Below are 16016 nucleotides of genomic sequence, written 5' to 3'. Positions count from 1 at the left end.
GGCACATACCGCTTTTGATAGAAAGATGGGCAACCGGGCCAATCCATGGCGTCATAAACGCCTATTGCTGCCCTTGGGCAAACCTGTAAAAATGAGCCCCTGTTTTTCAGTGGGCACTCGCCTGACTGTTCAAGGAGATGAAATGAAACTGACTGTTCTGGTGCCGGCCCTGGCTGGTCTGTTGTGGGCAGGTAGTGCCCTGGCCGATGCCCAATTGGAAGTCACCAACCCCTATGTCGTCCAGCTGATCGATGGTCAGTCCATCAATCCCAAGCTGCTCGACAAGACCAGCACCTACCCCATCAAGGCGGGTGATCATCAGCTGGTCGTCGCCTTCGAAGGCAACTACTCCAGCCGCAGCGACACCAAGCTGGTGACCGCCGAGCCGCTGGTGATCAACTTCACCGCCGCCGACAACCAGAAACTGGTGCTGGATTACAAGAAGCCGCGCAACGAAACCGAAGCCAAGCAGTTCGTCAAGGATCAAAAAGTGGTCCTGAAAGACAAGAGCAGCGGTCAAGTCGTTTCCAGCGAACAGTTCGTGCTGCCGAAAGTCGAAGGCTTCCAGCTGACCCGTGACTATCAGCAAGAGCTGCTGGGCATGGGCAAGGCCTTCAACCAGCCAGCCACGGTCGCCGTCTCCAGCGCCGCCGTCATGGCCGCCGCCAGCGCGCCGGTCCAGGTTGCCCCGAGCAAGGTTCAGAGCAACCCGGAAGCCCTGACCCAGCTGCAGAGCTGGTACAACAAGGCCGATGCAGAAACCCGCAAAGCCTTCCAGATCTGGGTTATTCAGCAGCAGTAATGGCGTATTGAATGCCATCTGGTGCAAGAAGGGGAGCCTGGCTCCCCTTCTTCATATCCGCCAAGGCCCTGCTTTCATGTCACTGCGCATCTTTTATCACCCTCTCTACTCAGCCCTGACCCTGCCCGAGCGCCACCGCTTCCCGCTGGCCAAGTATCAGGCGCTGTTTGAGCGCCTCGGCAGCCTCGGTTATCCGCTGGCAGAAGCCGCAGTAGCCACCCCTGAGCAGATAAAAAGGGTGCACAGTGCCGCCTATGTGGATGCTGCCCTCGCCGGTACCCTCGATACCGGCGCCATCCGCCAGCTCGGCTTCCCCTGGTCCCCCATGCTCATTGAACGCACCTTGCGCTCGGTGGGCGCCACCCTTGCCGCCAGCCGCCATGCCCTCGAACAGGGTTGCGGCCTGCAGATCTCCGGCGGCTATCACCATGCCCATCGGGACTTTGGCAGCGGCTTCTGCCTGTTCAACGATCTGGTGATCGCCGCCCAGGTTTGTCTGGACGAAGGGCGCTGCGAGCAGGTATTGATCGTCGATCTCGATGTACATCAAGGGGATGGCAGTGCAGCACTGTGCCTGGGCCGGCGCGACATCATCACCCTCTCCCTGCACGGGGAGCACAACTTCCCCCGCCACAAGCCCGCCTCCCACATGGACTTTGCCCTGCCAAGCGGCATGGCGGACGATGCCTACCTCACCACGCTGACAGAGGCGCTCAACCTGGCGCTGCGGCTCTATGCCCCCGACCTCATCCTCTATCAGGCCGGGGTCGATGTGCACCAGGGCGACGAGCTCGGCTATCTCGCCTTGAGCGACGAGGGGGTGCGCCAGCGCGATGCCATGGTATTTGACTACGCGTACCGGCACGGACTGCCCATTGCGGCCGTACCGGGCGGCGGTTATCGGCGCGACTGGCAGCAGTTGATCCCGCTGCACCTCTCCCTGTTCGAGGAGGCGCACCGTCGCTTCGGTCAGGACGCGCCATAAAGGGTCCGGTTGCTGACCAAATCTGGGTTCCTGTAAAAGTGGGTTCCCGTAAAAGAAGAGGCGGCCCCGGGGCCGCCTCTTCTTTAATGTGCAGCATGACTTCGCCGTGCCGAGGTCACCATGAGCAAGGCCGACCCGTGAACGCGTCATGCACTGCACATCGATGCGCGAGCAGCGTCAGGCGTGGGCCACCGGCGTCGGATGTTCACCCAGCTTGCGCAGCAACATCAGCAGATAAATGCACGACACACCAGCGATCACGATGAACAGCAGATTATCCGAGTAGTGCTGCATCAAGAGTGCGGTACAGGCCGGGCCGAGCAGACTGCCTATGGTGTAGCTCAGCAGCAGCGCCTGGTTCATCGCCACCAGCTGATGGTGCTCGACCTTCTCGCAGGCCCACGCCATGGCGACCGGGTAGAGCGTAAAACCCGCGGCCCCAAGGATGAACAGCGCCGGGCCCATCGCCACTGTGCCGAGCATGGCCACAGAGCCCAGGATCACCACCGACACCTGAACCCGCAGCACCGGCAGGCGCCCGAACCGATCCGCCAGACGGCCCACCGGCCACTGCCCCAGGATGCCCGCGCTCACCATCACCGCCATCCAGTAGCCAATGCCGGCATCACTCACTCCTCGGTGGTTCAGATAGAGCGGCATCAAGCCATACAGCGACCCCAATACCATGCCGGAGATGATGCAGCCATCGACCCCGAGCCGCGCCTGCCGCAGGCGCAGCATAGGCCAGACCCGGGTTGCCCCCTGCTGTTCGCTGCGCTCACTGACGATGTGGGTGAACAGCAGCGGCAGGATAGCCGCCAATACCAGACCGGTCACCCAGGGCAGTACATCCATCAGGCCGGTCGGCAGCTTGCTGACCAGCAGTTGCCCGAGCACGGTTCCCAGGTAATAAACCATCATGTAGGCGGCCAGCAGCCGTCCGCGATTGCGCGCATTGCCGCTGCACATCAGCGCGCTCTCCACCACCACCCAGATCATGGCGCAGCCAATGCCGGCGATGAATCGCCAGATAAGCCAGCTCCAGAAGCCAAGGGTGAGCCCCAAGCCGACAAAGCCTGCGGCAAAGAGGACGGACGCCAGGTAGTAGCTGCGGTTGAACCCGCAGTGCTTGATCAGCGCCCCCGCCAGCAGGGTTCCCAACAGGTTGCCGCTGAAATAGGAGGAGCCGACCATGCCCACCTGCCAGGTCGGCAGATTGTCATGGGCAAGCCAGAGCGGTACCAGCGTGTTCAACACCGCGATGGCCAGGGTCAGCAGCAGCAGGCCGCAGAGCAACAACAGCACTGGCCGGGTGTATGTGGTCATGGATAAAACCGTGAGGAGAGTCAAAATGCGAGCGCATCATGCCACCGCCAACGGCATTGTCAATCGGCCTGAAATCGCGCAGGCGATGTTTTTCTTCGCGCAGGCGTTGCCGCGTTGATCGGCACCGCACGACACCCTCTCGACATCAGGCTTATCCCCTTGATTAACCGGATCTTTGGCCGCCATGGCGGGCCATGGTCGGTCGGTCGATCATCGTCATCAACCTTTAGCGACGCCGTGAGTGTGGCGACGGGCTGCTGGCGCTCAAGAGCAGACGGGAAAAACAAACAGTGGCCGGTAACGGCTACCGGTTCGAGGGGTACACCATCATGTCGACCTGGGTGCACCACTGGCTTGCCTGGCGCCTCTGCTGACCCTGAACGCCCTAAAAGAAGAGGCGACCCCGGGGTCGCCTCTTCTTTATATAAAGCACAATAGCGGCTATTTCTGACGCTTCCTGGCGTACTTGCGACGGGCGCGCGCCTGACGCTCGTCTTCCCGTTCGGCCTTCTCCTTGGCCTTCTGCGCCGCGTCCTCTTCGGCCGCCACTATCTCGGCGCTCACCATCTCGGGGGTTTCCAGCGAGATGCGACCCAAGAAGCCTGCGCGGAACTCGTTGACCAGGATCTCGGACGCCTTGTGCAGATCGGCCAGGCCGCCCTTGCGCATGAAGGCGCGCTGGCGGGCGATCAGCTCCAGCAGCTCGATCTCGGTTTCCGGCAGATCGGCTATCTGGTAGCGCGCCTTGACACGCTCCGGATAGGCCTTGATGAAGTAATCGGCGGCAAACATGGCGATGTCGGCGTAGTCGAATACCGTGTCCTTGATGGCGGCGGTGATCGCCAGCCGATAGCCGCAGGAGGGCGGGTTGAGCTTGGGCCACAAGAAGCCCGGGGTATCGGTCAGGATGACGTTGTTGTCGAGCTTGATCCGCTGCTGGGACTTGGTCACCCCCGCCTCGTTGCCTGTCTTGGCGATGATGCGCCCGGCCAGGGTATTGATCAGGGTGGATTTACCCACGTTGGGAATGCCCATGATCATGGCGCGCACCCCGCGCAGGTCGAAGTTGCGCTCCGGCAGCATCTCGTGGCACAGGGTCAGCAGTTGCTTGATCTTCTCCGGCTCCTGCTGGGTCAGCGGCAGCGCCTTGATCCCCTTCTCTTTTTCCATGTGGGCCACCCACAGCGCCGTGATCTCGGGGTCGGCGAGATCGGCCTTGTTCAGCACCTTGATAACAGGGGTATCACCGCGCAACTCGGGCACCAGCGGGTTTTCGCTGGAGAAGGGGATGCGGGCATCGAGCATCTCTATGATGACATCGACCTGGGGCATGACCTCGGCAATCTCTTTGCGGGCCTTGTGCATGTGGCCGGGGAACCAGTTGATGGACATATCCGTTACTCTCTGTAGGGGCTGCGGGCGCTGGCTTGCTATGGAACGAGCGGCGGGCAATGGCGGACGTCAGGCGTCGCAAGGGGGCGTATTTTACCTGTGGATGCCCGGATTTGACAGGCCATTCTAGCCTCATGAGCGCAAACCACCAAGGATCGCGCCCCCTTGCCGCCAGCGAAGACCTTGGCGTCACTCGCCCGAGATTTGCAGATAACTGATTGATACAACATCACATTCAAACCCTGCCTTCACCGGATTGTCATCGATAGCCACTAAAAGTGTCATCTGATCCCTCTAGGCTTCGCTCAGGTTTTACAAGGAGCGAACCCCAATGAGAAAAATGGCAGGACTTGCATTGATGATCGGCGCCGCCCTGGCCGCCGGCTGCAACTCCAACAACGACAGCGACACTCCGGCACCCGGCGCCAAGAACGTCATCTTCTTCCTCGGTGACGGCATGGGCCTCAACACCCTGACCGCGGCCCGCATCTATGGCGTCGGGGAAGAGGGCAGTCTCACCATAGACACCCTGCCGGAGACGGCCTTCATCAAGACCTTCTCCCACGACTCCCAGGTCACAGACTCGGCCCCTTCCATGGCAGCCTACATGACAGGGGTCAAGAGCAATAACGGTGTCATCAGCATGGACGGCGATGCCACCTATGAGAGCGACTGCAGCAAGAGTGCCGGCAAGCCGGTCACCACACTGCTGGAGCTGGCCAAGGCCGATGGCCGCGGCACAGGTGTGATCACCAGCACCCGGGTCACCCACGCCACCCCGGCCGCCACCTATGCCCACATCTGCAACCGGGATCTGGAAAATGACATCGCCGTCCAGCTGGTGCCGGGCGGCACCGGTTACAACGGCGCCCTGAAAGAGGGGCTGGACGTGGTACTCGGCGGTGGCAGCGGCTTCTTCCTGCCAAAAGCCGACAAGGGCAAGCGGGAGGATGGCCGCAACCTCATCAGCGAGATGCAGGCCAAGGGCTACCAGTTCGCCAGCAACCTGGACGAGCTGAACAAGGCCGAGGCGGGCAAGCCGCTACTTGGGCTGTTTGGGGCGAGCCACATGAAATATGACCTGGACAGGCCCGCCAGCGAGCCCTCCCTTACCCAGATGACCCTGGCTGCCATCAAGCAGCTCAAGGATAAAGAGAAGGGCTACTTCCTGATGGTGGAAGGGGGACGCATCGATCACGCCCTGCACGACACCAACGCCAAGCGCGCCCTGCAAGATACCCTCGCCTTCGACAACGCCATCAAGGCCGCCATCGACGAGGTGAAGAAAACCGACCCCGAGCTGAAAAACACCCTGATAGTGGTCACCGCCGACCATGACCATACCCTGGTGCTCAACGGCTATGCCAAGCGCACTGGCAAGACCACGGCCGACAACCCGGGCGTGCTCGGGCTGGTGAGGAACTACGAGACAGGCGAACCGAGCAAGGATAGCGATGGCATGCCCTACACCATCATCGGTTTTGGCAACGGCTACAACCGGGTGGATGGCCCGCGCAGCAACGTCGCCGCGCTGGATGACGCCACCGTCTCCGCCAACGACTATCACCAGGAGGTGGTGGTCAAGGTGGGCGAGATCGGCAACGAGACCCATGGCGGCACCGATGTCTTCCTCGGCGCCATCGGCCAGGGAGCAGACAGCTTCCACGGCTCACTCGACAACACCGCCGTCTTTGGCAAGGTCAAGGCTGCAGCCGGGCTGTAAGGAGCATTCCCATGAAAGGATCCATGAAAAGAACCATGAAAAACAACCTGCACAGAACCCTCGTCTGCACCGCCCTGCTCACCGCCCTCGGCTCCTTTGCCCAGGCCCAGGCCAGCGATGCCAAAAACGTCATCCTGTTCATCGGTGACGGCATGGGCCCCACTGTGCTCACCGCCACCCGCCTGTTCAAGGTGGGTGAAGAGGGGGATCTCGAGATGATGAAGCTGCCACGCAGCGCCCGCATCAAGACCTTCTCCAACGATGCCCAGACCACGGATTCGGCCCCCTCCATGGCGGCCTACACCACGGGCGTCAAGATGAACAACGAGGTGATCGCCATGAGCAGCGACACCAGGGCCGTCGCTCCGGCCAAGGATGTCAACGGCAACAAGGGCATCAACAACTGCACCAGCGACAACGGCACGCCTGTGCCCAGCATACTGGAGCTGGCCAAGGCGGCGGGCAAGTCGGTCGGCGCCGTCACCACCACTGAGCTGACCCATGCCACCCCGGCCGCGACTTATGCCCATATCTGCCACCGGGATGCCGCCTATGCCATCGCCGAGCAGGCGGTACCGGGCGGGGCCGGCTTCAACGCCGCCCTCGGGGATGGGGTGGACGTGCTGATGGGGGGCGGTGCCAATCACTGGACCCCCTACAGCGCCAGCAACAAGGGCGGCCGCGCCGATGGCCGGGATCTCACCGCCGAGCTGACCGCCCAGGGGTACAGCTATGTCACCACCCAGAGCGATCTGGCCAAGATCAGCAGTGGCAAGCTGCTCGGCCTGTTCAGCGCCAAGTCCCACCTCGACTACGAGCTGGACCGCGTCGCCAAGGGGGCTGCCAATACCCAGCCGTCCCTGTCGGAGATGACGGCCAAGGCGATCGATCTCTTGAGCCAGAACAGCCAGGGCTACTTCCTGATGGTGGAAGGGGGCCGCATCGACCACGCCCTGCACGGCACCAATGCCAAGCGGTCGCTGACCGATGCGGTGGCGCTGGATGAAGCGGTCAAGACGGCGCTCGGCAAGGTGGACTTGAAAGATACCCTGATCGTGGTCACCGCCGACCACGACCACACCATGACCATCAACGGCTACTCCGCCAAGGGCAACAAGGTGCTGGATCTGGTCAAGAACGCCGACGGCTCGACCCAGAACGACGTGGATGGCAAACCCTTCACCACGCTAGTGTTCGGCAACGGCCCCAACCGCCCGGCGGTGCGCCCCACCCTCACCAGCGATGAGGTGATGGCGGATGACTACCTGCAGGAGACGGGCGTCAAGCTGGGCTCCGAGACCCACGGCGGCGGCGACGTCATGCTGTTCGCGGACGGCGCCGGCAGCAGCCGCTTCAAGGGCACGCTGGACAACACCAAGGTGTTCGGCAAACTGCGGGAGGCGCTCGGCCTGTAAGCGGCAGGGCCCGGGTTCCTGAACCCGGGCCCTGCTCTTTCGAGCGATCAAGCATGATGCGACTGTTACTTCCGTTATGGCTGCTTGGCAGCGCCCTCTCCTTTCAGGCTCATGCCGAGGAGACCCCCGATCTGGCCGCCCGGATCAGCTATCACGACAGGGTCACCAGCAGCGATGGCATCGCCAAGGAAAACAGCTGGCAGGAGAAGTGGATGCGGGTCGGCAACCAGGTGTGGAGCCAGCGGCTGATCCCGCTGCCGCTGGCACGCGCCTATCACGCCACCCACGATGCCAACCCGGGCCACAAGCACTTCACCCATCAGATGGCGGCGCGCTGGGTGACCCGCGACGCACAGGGGGAGCTGCAACTGCGCTACGCCGACAGCTGGCACAACCAGCTGGTGGAGGTGCCGGAGGAAGAGTATGGCCAGGTGGCCTTCAAGCCGGATTGGGAGCGGATCCGCTACCTCGTCAACCCGGCCCTGCTGCAAGGGATGACGCCCCTCGATGAGGCCGCCCCCGAGCAGGCGCGCTGGTATGAAGGGCGCGAGGGCAAGCAGCGCACCCGCATCCTCTGGTCAAGCCGTTGGCAGTTGCCGCTGGTGGTGGAGTCGGCAAGCCTGGACGGCTATCGCAGCTACCGGATGGAGGTGACCCTCAAGCCCTTGCCAAAGCAGCTGCCCTGGCAGCAGCTGCAGGGCTACCAGACCCTGGATCTGAGGGATTTCTTCGACTGACGCGCCACCCTGAATGGGGTGAGCTGACTTGCGGTAACGGGATGTTACACTCTGTGTACTCATCCCTGATCCGGTCTCCTATGCGCATTCCCGTTCTCATGCTGCTGTGCTGCAGCCTGCTCTTTCCGGCCATTCAGGCCCATGCCGTTGTGGTCATCGCGGCCGAGATCCCCCCTTATGTCATCCGCTCCTATCAGGGCGCCCCGAGCGGCATGGCCATAGAGGTGCTGGAGGAAGCCGCCCGCCGCCTCAAGGAGCCGCTGACCATAGAGCTGATGCCGCTGGCCCGCGCCCTCAGCCAGACCCGCCATCGCCAGAACGTCTTGCTGGTGCCACCGGTCAAAAGCCCCCAGCGCGAGCCGCTTTTTCTCTGGATTGCCCCCCTGCTGGACGAAGCCTTCGTGCTGGTCAGCCATCGCCAGCACCACCCCGAGCCACTCTCGGTCAAGGCACTGCCCGGCCTGACCATAGGGGTGATGCGCGGATCCTATGGCCAGAGCCTGATCCAGCCGCTTGGCCAGGTGAAACAGGACGTGGTGGCCGAGGAGGTCAGCAATGCCAGCAAGCTGGCGCTGGATCGCATTCAGGGCTGGGCCGTGGCCTGGAACAGCGCCCGCTACAATCAGCAGCAGGCCGGCTTGCCGCTGGCGGATCTGGTGCGCGGCGACACCCTGCAACAGACGGCACTCTACCTTGCCGCCAGCCCCCGCTTTCCCCCTGCCGAAGCGCTGCGCTGGCGCAAGACCATTCTCGCCATGCGCGACGATGGCAGCCTGGCGCGCATCATCAAGCAGTACGATTATCAGGCCCCCTGACAAGCCTATCAGGATAATTGCCAAAGCAGTCCAGAATGGTTATGGTATCCCCATGAAAGCGTTCATGATTTTTCCAAGCCAGCTCACACCCCGTTGAGCCCCCGCCCTCGCCCCTGACAGCGAGTCGTTCGGGGGCATGCGTTCCCGATCTGTTTTTTCGTATCGACCCCCCTTTTGCGACCAGCTTGCCCGCCATCCTGGTCATATGACCCATTGATAAGGAATATCCTATGCAAAGACCTCATCTCGTGATTTCCAGCCTGGATCTCGATCGCATCGAGCAACTGCTCGGCAACCACCCGCAGCACCTGGCATTGCAGGAGGAGCTGGACCGCGCCGAGATGCGCGAGCCGGCCGACATGCCGCCGGACGTGGTGACCATGAACAGCACGGTGCGCTTCAAGATGCAGAGCAGCGGCAACGACTTCTGCCTGACTCTGGTCTATCCGAAGGATGTGCAGGGGGATGAGTCAAAAATCTCCGTGCTGGCTCCGGTCGGCAGCGCCCTGCTCGGGCTGAAGGTGGGCGACAGCATCGCCTGGCCGGGCCCCGCCGGTCGCACCATCCAGGTCGAGATCCTGGAAGTGGTCTATCAACCGGAACGTGCAGGCGAGCTGCACCGCTAGCCGCCACGGGCACGCGCCGCCCCGAGCACCACGGGGACGGCGCGTGTTCTCCCCGGCCTGGGCCGGGTGCAAAGCCATCCCCTCCCTGATCCCGATCAAGCTTTGGGGCAGAAGCGCCCACCATACCGACCACAATGCGCCCTTCCTCTTGAGCCCGAGCGAGGCGGCAGGTATCTTGTTGGCCGCGCCAGCACCCTGGCCGCAGATTTCAGGCTGACATCATGATAAAGATTGCCCTCATCGACGATCACCAGATCGTCCGCTCCGGTTTTGCCCAGTTGCTCAATCTCGAGCCCGACCTCAAGGTCGTGGCCGAATTCGGCTCGGCCGCCGACGCCCTCGCCGGGTTGCCCGGCAGCGGCGTGCAGCTGTGCGTGTGCGACATCTCAATGCCGGATCAATCCGGGCTGGACCTGCTCAAGCGCCTCCCCTCCGGCCTCGCCGTGGTGATGCTGTCGGTGCACGACAGTCCGGCATTGATCGAGCAGGCGCTGCAGGCCGGTGCCAAGGGCTTTCTCTCCAAGCGCTGCAGCCCGGATGAGCTGATCGCCGCAGTGCGCACCGCCGCCCACGGTGGCTGCTACCTGACCCCGGACATAGCCCACAAGCTGGCCTGCAACAGTCAGGATCCCCTCACCAACCGGGAGCGGGAAGTGGCGCAGCTGCTGGCGCGGGGGCTGGAGGTCAAAGCCATCGCCGAACAGCTCGGCCTCTCCCCCAAGACGGTGCACGTGCACCGCGCCAACCTGATGGACAAACTGAAAGTCAGCAACAACGTGGAGCTGGCCCACCGCATGCTGGACAGCTGGTGATCTCCCGTCTCGCCAGCTATGTCGCCATCTCGCTGGCGGCCTGCTTCATCTTTGCCGCCGGCTGGTTTTGCCTGTGGAGCATCAGCCTGCATCTGGCGGGATCCCCCATACTGGCGGCGCTGCTGTTCCCGTTTGGCCTGCGCCTGGGCCTCTTGCTGCAAAGCCCGATCGCCTACTGGCCGCCGCTGCTGCTGTGTGAATCCCTGCTGCTCTACTGGCTCAATCAGGAGGTAGGGCTGCCGCTGTGGCCGTTGATCCAGGCGGGCAGCCTGCTCACCCTGCTGCCGCTGCTCATCGCCCGCCGCCAGCAGGTGCGCAACGACTGGCAACAGCTGCTGGTGCTGCTCGCCACCGTCACTGTGGCGGCGCTGCTGCAATCCCTGCTCTGGCATCTGGCCGGGGAAGATGGCCTCACAGCCCTGCTGCTCACCCTGACCGGCGGCCTGACCCTCACCTCCACCTGCATGCTGATCTGGCACTACCTCACCCGCGCCACCTGGGTGCCGCTCGGGCCGGCGCTGGTGGATCAACCGGTGGACTGGCGCTTTCGTCATCTGGTCTGGTATCTGCTGCTGTTCGTGCTGAGCCTCTGGCTGCAGCTCGGCCTGCCGGACTCGCTGGTGCGCTTCACCCCGTTTTGCCTCGCCATTCCCATCATGGCCATGGCCTGGCGCTACGGCTGGCAGGGGGCCCTGCTCGCCACCCTGATGAACACGGTCGCCCTGATGGCGGGCCAGGCCTGGCACGAACACCCGCTGGATCTGCTGCTCTCCCTGCTGGCCCAGAGCCTGACTGGCCTGCTGCTGGGGGCCGGCATCCAGCGCCAGCGCGAGCTCAATCAGGCGCTGACCCGCCAGCTCGCCCACAACCGCCAGCTCACAGAGCGGCTGCTGGAAACCGAGGAGAGCATCCGCAAGGAGGTGGCCCGCGAGCTGCACGACGACATTGGCCAGACCATCACCGCCATCCGCACCCAGGCCGGCATAGTACGGCGTCTCGCGCCGGACAACGCCGGGGTCGGCCAGAGCAGCGCCCTCATCGAAACCCTGTCGCTCGGTATCTACGATGCGGTACGCGGCCTGCTCGGTCGCCTGCGTCCCCGCCAGCTCGACGACATGAGTCTGGAGCAGGCGGTGCGCGGCCTGCTGCGGGAGCTGGAGCTGGAGCGCCGCGGTATCGTCACCCGGCTCGAGTGGCAGCTGGCGGACGAGGGGCTCTCCGACGCCCAGCGGGTCACCCTGTTTAGGGTCTGTCAGGAGGGGCTCAACAACGTGGTCAAACACGCCAACGCCAGCTCGGTCACCATTCGCGCCCATCGCCAGGCAGAGCGCCTGCTGCTGTTGCTGGAGGATGACGGCTGCGGCCTGCCGGAGCACCGCACGCCACAGGGGTATGGCCTGCTCGGCATTCGCGAGCGGGTGCAGGCCCTCGGCGGCAGCCTGCAACTCTCCTGCATCCACGGCACCCAGCTGACCGTGGCCCTGCCCAATCGCAAACGGGAGGAGCCTCATGGCTGACCCCCTTATCCAGCGAGGCCCTGCATGCTGAGCTTCATGAGAAGCGCGCCGCCCCAGCCGCTCATCCGCGATCAGGCCGAGATCGATGCCAGCTACCGTCACTGGCGCCTCCACATTCTGCTGACCATGTACCTGGGCTATGCGGTCTTCTACTTCACCCGCAAGAGCTTCAACTTCGCCATGCCGGACATGCTGGCGGACGGCATGCTGGACAAGTCCGACATCGGCATGCTGTGGACCCTGTTCTACATCACCTACGGCTGCTCCAAGTTCTTCTCAGGCATCATCAGCGACCGCGCCAACCCCCGCTACTTCATGGGGCTGGGGCTGATGGCCACCGGCGTCATCAACATCTTGTTCGGCCTATCCTCGTCGCTGTGGCTGTTTGCGGCACTCTGGGTCGCCAACGCCTTCTTCCAGGGCTGGGGCTGGCCACCCTGCTCCAAGCTGCTCACCAGCTGGTATTCGCGCACCGAGCGCGGCTTCTGGTGGTCGGCCTGGAACACGGCCCACAACGTGGGCGGGGCCCTGATCCCGCTCATCGTCAGCACCCTAGCCCTGCAACACGGCTGGCGCTACGGCATGATAGTGCCCGGCATCATCGCCATTCTGACCGGCTTGTTCCTCTGCTGGCGGCTGCGGGACACCCCGAGTGCCATGGGGCTGCCCACGGTCGGCGAGTGGCGCCAGGATGCGCTGGAGATCGCCCAGCAGACCCAGGATGCGGGCCTCTCTCCTCGCCAGATACTGCGCAAATACGTGCTCGGCAACCCCTATATCTGGCTGCTGGCCTGCTGCTACGTGCTGGTCTACGTGGTGCGCACCGCCATCAACGACTGGGGCAATCTCTACATGACGGAGCAGCGCGGCTTCAACCTGATGAGCGCCAACTCGGCCATTTCGATGTTCGAGGTGGGGGGCTTTATCGGCGCCCTGGTGGCGGGCTGGGGATCGGACAAGCTGTTCAACGGCAACCGGGGGCCCATGAACCTCATCTTCGCGGTGGGGATACTGCTGGCGGTGGGGTCGCTCTGGCTGATGCCCTTCTTCAGCTATGTGATGCAGGCGGCCTGCTTCTTCACCATCGGCTTCTTCGTGTTCGGCCCCCAGATGCTGATCGGCATGGCGGCGGCCGAGTGCTCCCACAAAAACTCGGCGGGGGCCGCCACCGGCTTCGTCGGCCTGTTCGCCTACATGGGGGCGGCGCTGTCGGGTTATCCGCTGGCCAAGGTGATGGAGATCTGGCACTGGAACGGCTTCTTCGTGGTGATCTCGGTGGCGGCCGGGGTCTCGGCCCTGTTGCTGCTCCCCTTCCTCAAGGCCCAGGCGCCGCGCACCCAGTCCCCGGAAGCTGAGTTGGCGCCTTGAGGCGTCAGGCCAGGCGGCAGATCCGGTTCTTGCCCTCCCGCTTGGCCTGATAGAGGGCGCCGTCAGCCTGGCTGAACAGGGTGTCGAAATGCCAGCCGTGCTGGCAGCGCGCCAGCCCCATGCTGACCGTGATGCCGATGCCGTCCAGCTCCAGCGCCGCCAGATCCTGCAATATCTGCTCGCAGCGCGCCTGCTGGGCTTGCTCATCCTCCTGCGGCAGCAGCACAACAAACTCCTCGCCGCCAAAGCGGCTGGCCACCAGCTCGGGCCGTCCGCCCAGGTAGGCACCGACGGCCGCCAGCACCCTGTCCCCCGCCTCGTGGCCGTGGCGATCGTTGATCTGCTTGAAGTCATCCAGATCCAGCACCGCCAGGGCGCCAAACTCGCTCACCCGCCGCGCCGCCATCCGCTCCATAAAACCGCGCCGGTTCAGCAGACCGGTCAGGGAGTCGTGGCTGGCCTGCTGGCGCAGCGCCAGCGCCCGGTACTGGGTACAGAGCAGCAGCACCCCGAAGGTGGAGAGGTAACTGCCCATCAGCATGGAGAGAAAGGGCAGCACATTGACGCCGCTCTGATCCATCAGCACCCGGGCATCCCCCTGCAGCAGAAACCCCATCCGCATCAGGTTGAAGCCGTATAGCAGGATATTGACCACGGTGAACACCAGCACGGCGGGCAGGTAGGCGGGATAGCCGTGCCGCCAGATGAGCAGCACTATCACGGCCCCCAGCACCATGTAGCTCAGGCAGGCCAGCAATACCCGGGGCGCCATCTGTTCGTTGAACAAGATGCTCCAGCTCAGGATCAGCACATAGATCAGCATGAACAGGGCGGTGGCACGCCAGCTGAGGGGCGTACCGAAGAAGCGCTGCAGCGCCAGCGGCATCAGGGCGAGGCAGACGGTGATCAGCAGGTTGGCCAGCCAGATCCCCGCCAGATTGGGCATGAAGGCCTGCAGAGTGAACAGACTCTGGGCCGCCAGGGCGCACAGACTCGACCACCACCAGAGTCCGAGTCCGGGGATCTCCCTGTGGGTCGACCATATGATGGAGAGGGTGATAAAACCGAGGCTGTAGCCACCCAGGGCCATGATCATCAGGGTGAATACATCCAGCTTGAGCAGTATTGAGGCGTCCATACCCGTGCCACTAAACGAAGGTAACTGAGTATATTTGAAGCGCAAAACAAGACCCAGTGGCGTCTGAGTAAATCCTCAATAAAAGTTCACCTGTTGCATAAAATTCCGCTAAAAATGCCCCATAAGAATCCCTATCCTGCGACCCACCGCAAGGTGAGTAACGTTTGGCACTGCTGATGAGAGGGCTCGGTGTAACAAAGTGTCCCGCGGGCATTTTGGACTTGAACCCGCTCCATTAGATAGATATGTTGTTTTCGTGTGATTTTATGAGTGCAGTCACGGGGAAAAAGCGCCACTAACCTATTGAGTCATCTGGCACAATCGGAATTTGGTACATTTTTCACTCAGCACACAGAAAATGGAATCTCATATGGGGCTTTTGCCTCAACCAAGACAATAATCCTGTCTTGCCTGTTGCCGGATGCAGCAGTCTCTTGTGCCACGGAGTCGCACGGGAGCAGGTTCAAGGCTGAACACAACATCGACAGAGACGTCACTTATGATCAAAAAACTCATTCTATCTACCTTGCTGTTTTGCGGGCTGGCCAGTGCCGCGCCTAGTTCCACTCTGGACGCCGTGCTGGAGCGCGGTGTGCTGCGGGTCGGCTTCGACGCCGGCTATCAACCCTTCGAAATGACCAACAAACAGGGCCAGTACATAGGTTTCGATGTGGATCTTGCCAAGATGGTCGCCAAGGAGATGGGCGTGAAGGTCGAGTTCGTCAACACAGCCTGGGATGGCATTATTCCGGCGCTGCTGACCGACAAGTTCGACGTCATCATGGGCGGCATGACAGTCACCCCTCAGCGCAACCTGCGCGTCAACTTTGCCGATCCCTACATAGTCGTGGGCCAGACCATAGTGCTGCGCAAGGAGAAGGTTGGCGAGATCAAGTCCTTCAGCGATCTCAACGATCCCAAGTACAAGATCGCGGTCAAGCTCGGCACCACGGGCGAGCAGGCGGTCAAGCGTCTGATCCCCAAAGCCACCCTGCTGCAGTTTGAAACCCAGGATGACGCCAAGCTGGAAGTGATCAATGGCAAGGTCGATGCCTTCGTCTATGACCTGCCCTACAACGCCATCTTCGCCTCCCAGAACACAGGCGCCGTGGTGCACCTGGACAAGCCGTTCACCTTCGAACCCCTGGCCTGGGCCATCCGCAAGGGCGACCAGGACACCCTCAACTGGTTCAACAACTACCTGCGCCAGATCAAGGGTGATGGCAGCTACGACCGCCTCTACAAGAAGTGGTTCGAATCCAACGCCTGGCTGAATCAGCTCAAGTAACCTCGCAAGGGGCGGCCTGCCGCCCCTTCACGCAGATCCCCACACAATAAATAACTACAACGAGGTTGCGAC

At 62.7% G+C, this 16016-nt stretch carries 14 protein-coding genes; 11 read left to right on the top strand and 3 right to left on the bottom strand.

The features are described 5' to 3' along the window. Positions 1-142 precede the first annotated feature (142 nt). Together ACM3N8_RS10655 and ACM3N8_RS10650 are read left to right on the top strand one after the other, a co-directional pair. Positions 143-802 carry a DUF2057 family protein gene (locus tag ACM3N8_RS10655; RefSeq protein ID WP_416016066.1) on the top strand — a complete coding sequence of 220 codons (660 nt, stop codon included), beginning with the start codon at positions 143-145 and terminating at the stop codon, positions 800-802. Positions 803-878: 76 nt separating this feature from the next. Beyond that, on the top strand, positions 879-1787 hold the full coding sequence (locus ACM3N8_RS10650; protein ID WP_290064872.1) for a histone deacetylase: 909 nt from the start codon (positions 879-881) through the stop codon (positions 1785-1787). Positions 1788-1964: 177 nt separating this feature from the next. Here ACM3N8_RS10650 and ACM3N8_RS10645 read toward each other — a convergent pair whose 3' ends face one another. Together ACM3N8_RS10645 and ylqF are read right to left on the bottom strand one after the other, a co-directional pair. Next, positions 1965-3113: an MFS transporter gene (locus ACM3N8_RS10645; RefSeq protein WP_416016065.1), complete on the bottom strand. Its 1149-nt coding sequence runs from the start codon at positions 3111-3113 to the stop codon at positions 1965-1967. A gap of 441 nt (positions 3114-3554) precedes the next feature. Beyond that, positions 3555-4505 (bottom strand): ribosome biogenesis GTPase YlqF, encoded by a 951-nt coding sequence (ylqF, locus tag ACM3N8_RS10640; protein ID WP_043137435.1) that lies wholly within the window; start codon positions 4503-4505, stop codon positions 3555-3557. Between the two features lie 331 nt (positions 4506-4836). On the opposite strand from ylqF, the gene ACM3N8_RS10635 reads away from it, so the two are divergent. From ACM3N8_RS10635 to ACM3N8_RS10600, 8 genes are all read left to right on the top strand, one after another. Continuing rightward, the gene (locus ACM3N8_RS10635) at positions 4837-6228 is read left to right on the top strand and encodes an alkaline phosphatase (RefSeq protein WP_290017473.1); all 1392 of its coding nucleotides are present in this window, start codon (positions 4837-4839) and stop codon (positions 6226-6228) included. Between the two features lie 23 nt (positions 6229-6251). Then, positions 6252-7643: an alkaline phosphatase gene (locus ACM3N8_RS10630; protein ID WP_290017474.1), complete on the top strand. Its 1392-nt coding sequence runs from the start codon at positions 6252-6254 to the stop codon at positions 7641-7643. Positions 7644-7696: 53 nt separating this feature from the next. After that, complete coding sequence (locus ACM3N8_RS10625) at positions 7697-8380, top strand: hypothetical protein (RefSeq protein WP_290017475.1); 684 nt, start codon at positions 7697-7699, stop codon at positions 8378-8380. An 80-nt stretch (positions 8381-8460) separates the two neighbouring features. After that, the gene (locus ACM3N8_RS10620) at positions 8461-9195 is read left to right on the top strand and encodes a substrate-binding periplasmic protein (RefSeq protein WP_209428875.1); all 735 of its coding nucleotides are present in this window, start codon (positions 8461-8463) and stop codon (positions 9193-9195) included. A gap of 230 nt (positions 9196-9425) precedes the next feature. Next, positions 9426-9821: a nucleoside diphosphate kinase regulator gene (rnk, locus tag ACM3N8_RS10615; protein WP_043137446.1), complete on the top strand. Its 396-nt coding sequence runs from the start codon at positions 9426-9428 to the stop codon at positions 9819-9821. A gap of 221 nt (positions 9822-10042) precedes the next feature. Next, a complete protein-coding gene (uhpA, locus tag ACM3N8_RS10610; RefSeq protein WP_042036506.1) occupies positions 10043-10633 on the top strand; it encodes a transcriptional regulator UhpA in 591 nt (196 codons plus the stop codon). Continuing rightward, positions 10630-12150, top strand: coding sequence for a signal transduction histidine-protein kinase/phosphatase UhpB (uhpB, locus tag ACM3N8_RS10605; RefSeq protein ID WP_290017476.1), 1521 nt, complete (start codon positions 10630-10632; stop codon positions 12148-12150). Before uhpA ends, uhpB begins: the two co-directional genes overlap by 4 nt. 24 nt (positions 12151-12174) lie before the next feature. Next, on the top strand, positions 12175-13518 hold the full coding sequence (locus ACM3N8_RS10600) for an MFS transporter (protein WP_290017478.1): 1344 nt from the start codon (positions 12175-12177) through the stop codon (positions 13516-13518). A gap of 4 nt (positions 13519-13522) precedes the next feature. Here the strand turns inward: ACM3N8_RS10600 and ACM3N8_RS10595 are convergent, their stop codons facing one another. Beyond that, the gene (locus ACM3N8_RS10595) at positions 13523-14656 is read right to left on the bottom strand and encodes a sensor domain-containing diguanylate cyclase (protein ID WP_290017479.1); all 1134 of its coding nucleotides are present in this window, start codon (positions 14654-14656) and stop codon (positions 13523-13525) included. Positions 14657-15155: 499 nt separating this feature from the next. On the opposite strand from ACM3N8_RS10595, the gene ACM3N8_RS10590 reads away from it, so the two are divergent. Then, a complete protein-coding gene (locus ACM3N8_RS10590; RefSeq protein ID WP_042870751.1) occupies positions 15156-15944 on the top strand; it encodes a transporter substrate-binding domain-containing protein in 789 nt (262 codons plus the stop codon). The last annotated feature ends 72 nt before the right edge of the window (positions 15945-16016 follow it).

The sequence above is a fragment of the Aeromonas sp. A04 genome, assembly GCF_047780465.1.
GTDB lineage: Bacteria > Pseudomonadota > Gammaproteobacteria > Enterobacterales > Aeromonadaceae > Aeromonas > Aeromonas bestiarum.
This window is presented reverse-complemented; position numbering and strand designations above follow the sequence as displayed.